Source organism: Vibrio sp. vnigr-6D03 (assembly GCF_002835515.1).
GTDB classification, from domain to species: Bacteria; Pseudomonadota; Gammaproteobacteria; order Enterobacterales; family Vibrionaceae; genus Vibrio; species Vibrio penaeicida.
Genome location: NZ_PIZL01000071.1, coordinates 1 through 3,594 on the forward strand (window position 1 = coordinate 1; position 3,594 = coordinate 3,594).

The 3,594-nt window shown below is 31.5% G+C and carries 2 protein-coding genes; one reads left to right on the plus strand and one right to left on the minus strand.

The genetic code is table 11. The features are described 5' to 3' along the window. Positions 1 to 14: 14 nt before the first annotated feature. A complete protein-coding gene (locus tag CW749_RS28040; RefSeq protein WP_101115771.1) occupies positions 15 to 2,507 on the plus strand; it encodes a tetratricopeptide repeat protein in 2,493 nt (830 codons plus the stop codon). Here CW749_RS28040 and CW749_RS28045 read toward each other — a convergent pair. Then, positions 2,499 to 3,575, minus strand: coding sequence for an ATP-grasp domain-containing protein (locus tag CW749_RS28045; RefSeq protein ID WP_101115773.1), 1,077 nt, complete (start codon positions 3,573 to 3,575; stop codon positions 2,499 to 2,501). The two genes, CW749_RS28040 and CW749_RS28045, sit on opposite strands and share 9 nt — an antisense overlap. Between the last annotated feature and the right edge of the window lie 19 nt (positions 3,576 to 3,594).

A 3,594-nucleotide genomic window follows, 5' to 3' on the forward strand; every position in this document is an offset into this window, starting at 1 on the left:
GATAACTAACAATTATGGATTTAATTTGGAAAGCTCTTGGTCATGACAGTGTCATCCAAAAAGTAAGCAACATACTGGGAAATGACAAAGCTTCTAGAATCCTTGTTGAAGGTCCTCCTGGTTCTGGAAAATCTTGGCTATGCAAAGGAGTAGGAACGCGCTGGGAAGAAGAAGGAGGTGTGTGTGTGGTAATTGAAGGTGATCGTGACATGGTCGAAAGACCATATTATCCGTTATGCGCAAAGCCTCAACCGCTAGCCAAGACTTGGAAATATTACCAAGATGCAATAATAGTCATAGGTAGAATTTTGGACTTAGGTGTGTTGAGTGGCAAAGTTTTTTCCTCAGTCTCAGATAGATTAGCAGATCATCTTGAGTCAAATATAAAACAAAAATTACCGTTTCTTGATGATTTAGAGTGTAGCTTCATACAAAGTTTATGTATGCTCTGCAAGAACAAACATCCTCTTCTTATTGTTGACAATGTGCATTGGCTGGATAAGGGAACTTTACAATTCTTGCAGCTTCTCATTGACAATAAGTTAACAAGATTTAGTGGTTTAGGTATCCTAGAAAATCTTAATATAATTATAATTAGAACCGAAGAAAAATTTCAGAAACCAATTGAAAAACAATATCTAGAAGAATCAATTTACACTAAGTTTGAAGATAAGTTTCATATTAAAGGAGTAAGTCGAGAAAAATTAGAAGATATATTGGGTTTGTTTTTTAATACCAAAAATTTAACAGATAAAGAATTTAGTAAAATTCATGAATCATGTGGTGAAAATTTGGCATTTGTTTATGAAGTTGCACTTTTTGTTCAAGGCGGAGGAGAGTTGACCTCTATCAAAGCTAAGGATTTATTAGACAAAATAGTAATAAAAAAGCTGAATAATATAACTAACACTAATAACTTAGCATTAGATACATTGAAATGTGCTTCACTATTAGGGTTATCTTTTCATGTGAATGAATTATTTTGTATATCAAACAAAAATGAATCCGACGTAAAGCATGATCTCAACATCGCTTTCGAATCTGGAATAGTAGAAAAGGAGAGAAATAGAGCAAAATTTTCTCATGATAGTTTTAGAAATCTATTTAAAAACAAAATAGGTATAGAGAAGCCAATACTTTATGATAAATTGTCTAACTGCCTGAAGAAATTGAGCCCTAGTGAGTATGCATTTAGGTCGTTTGTAGCTAATCAAGCTGAAAACTATACGGATGAAGCTATATTTACTTTTCTTGAAGCAGTGAGACGGATTAGACTTGGCATTAATTCATCTGAGTACATATCAGGTATAAAAAAAACCATATTGGATGAAAATGAATTGCTTGATATATATAATGATGTAAAAGAAGCTTGGGAACTGATAAACATTGATCAAGCAAGCTTAGCAATTGATGTATTAGATAAATGGGAGCCTATTAATATTATTCAACCTTTGGTTAAATCTGAAATAAATTATACTTTATCAAATGCTCTTCTTTCAACTAGGATTGAGGCTGATAGAATGAGAGCTATAGATATTATTAAGGAAAACAAGCTAGATGCTATGGAAGTTGAAATAAACGTAAGGTTCTTGATTTTGGAGCTTTATAGCAACTTCTTGAATGAAGATAAAACAATAGCTTTGAATAATATTAAAGAAATAGAATATATCCTAAATAGAAGTAAAGCCATTGGAAGTGAAATTAAAGATTTTCTATTCAATATATATCGTATGTTTAATGGTATATATACTCCGGAAATTTCAGTCAAATTTATGGAAAAATCAGTTTTACATTTTTCAAAAGAACTCGGAGGAGAAGTTATAAAACCATTGGAATATTTCATGTCGTTAAATAACTTAGCCAGTGTACTTATATGTCTGGGTCGTTACAATGAAGCTGAAAAACATTTAAATTCTGGTTTGAATATTTTAAAGCATCATGATGGTATCAAATTTAGAGATTTAGAATATCTATTGCATAATAACATATTGTGTAGATATAAATCAAAAAAAATCAAACCTATTAGAGCATTTAGAGAACAAGAGAAAATAGTTAGCAATAGGAATTGTGGATTATCGAACATACTTCTTGAGAATAATTTAATAGTATATGCCTTGCTATCAAATAAGTATGATGAAGCTGTAAGTATCGCAGGTAAAATGGCAAGTAGACTAGAGTCTATTAATAATGTTGAAATATTTATTGAATATCTAGTTCGACAATCTATTATTTTAGTTGATTTTCACTGTAAATCTAACTCAGAATCTAAAAATAATTGGATAGATCTAATCCAACTTGTCGAATGTATACCTTACGAAAGCCGTCAATTTTATATTGATAGGCACCAAGAATTAATCACCGCATTTGATAATATAAGTTGTGGTGATTGTGATAGTTGGGAAAAATATATGGAACCTAAGTTGCGTGAAATAAGTCGAGGTCCTTTGTGGGATGAGTTTCTTAAAGGTTTTCTCTTAACCGAAATTCAATATTGGAAGCTAAATTAACTTATGTTCAATGAGATTTGCCGCTATCATAAGGGATACCGTGTCGTGTTTTGATAATCCATTGTTATAAAATGATAATGAAAAAGCGTGGTCAGGATGTAAGCTAGGTACTTCGGCAACATCAAACACATACACATTTTCATTTGAGCTTACTCTAAAATCAACTCTCGCTACACAACTAATTTCTAGTGCTTTCATTACATTTTTTGAGATGTTAGATATTTTTTCTACTAATTTTATTTTATTTTTAATAGGTTTGAAATTAATAGATAAAGGATTTTTATTATCTAAAAAAGTTTGTATATTCCTATTACTTTTCTTTTTATCGATAAATCCCACCTCCATAACGTTTGGACAAATTTGTGTCTCTAACTCTATTATTGGAGCGTAAACTTCTTCCCCTTCTATAAACTCTTGCACTACAAATGGCTGCATAAACGAACGAGATTTATCAGATATAAACTCTAAAGATTTTTTTGAGAAGCTCTGAATTGAACTTCCTTCAACACCTACAGCCCAAGCTTCATACGTTGGCTTTATAATTATTTCTGTTCCCTCCTTTGGATATTGATTATTCGACCAACCATTTATGTAGTCAAATTGCCAAGTTTTTGGCACTGGTATACCGAGTCTCTCCATCAAAAGGGTGTTGTGATACTTATGCCAAACAAGAGAGCGAGAATGTGCGTTTGAATTTAGATATTTGATGCCCAATCTACTACAAAAAGAAGGTATTAGTGCTCTAAATCCCGGACCGCTATTTTCAGCGGACGCAGAATATACGAATTTAATTGGCTTAGGAATATTTTCTAGTTTTCCAGAGAGTGCTTCTTTCATGAAATGAATTTCATCATCATAACATTTTACGTAACAACCTGATTTTCTGAATCTATTGATTAAATCATTGGCCTTATCTAATGTTAATGCTCTCTCACTTAGATATACCAAATTCTGATTTTCCTTTAAGCTACTGCTCCTACCTAATATCAATAGAATTGCAATGTCTTTAGATTTTTCTTCAACTAAATGCAAATATTTTTTAATTTGAGCTAGTTCTTTTGAATCCATAATTGTTAGTTATCCTTAC